Source organism: Dryocola boscaweniae, assembly GCF_025215095.1.
In the GTDB taxonomy this organism is placed as follows: domain Bacteria; phylum Pseudomonadota; class Gammaproteobacteria; order Enterobacterales; family Enterobacteriaceae; genus Dryocola; species Dryocola boscaweniae.
Window position 1 is genome coordinate 1 of sequence record NZ_JALHAP010000011.1, and the last position, 249, is coordinate 249.

General features: G+C 56.6%; 1 protein-coding gene. It reads right to left on the reverse strand.

The window, feature by feature from the left end; genetic code table 11:
* Positions 1 to 35: 35 nt before the first annotated feature.
* Positions 36 to 249: hypothetical protein (locus tag MUA00_RS00050; RefSeq protein ID WP_271121224.1), on the reverse strand; the 214-nt coding region annotated here is incomplete at its 5' end.

Below are 249 nucleotides of genomic sequence, written 5' to 3' on the forward strand. Positions count from 1 at the left end.
ATTTCCGCCTGCGGTGATAGTGCTGCCGCTTTGGGTCACAGATTCTTTGCTGGTTGCGTCTTTGCCCCGGAAGCCGGACTGGCTGTAGCTTTCAGTAATCTGGTTTGCGGTAACGGCGATATCCCCCAGGCCTTCATCAGCAGGTCACCACCTGCCGCCAGATTCGCGCCGGTAATATTGATGTTGCTGCCAGCCAACAGGCTTAAGCTGTCCAGGGAAGTGATGGAGGCGGTATCGCCCACCTGTGTA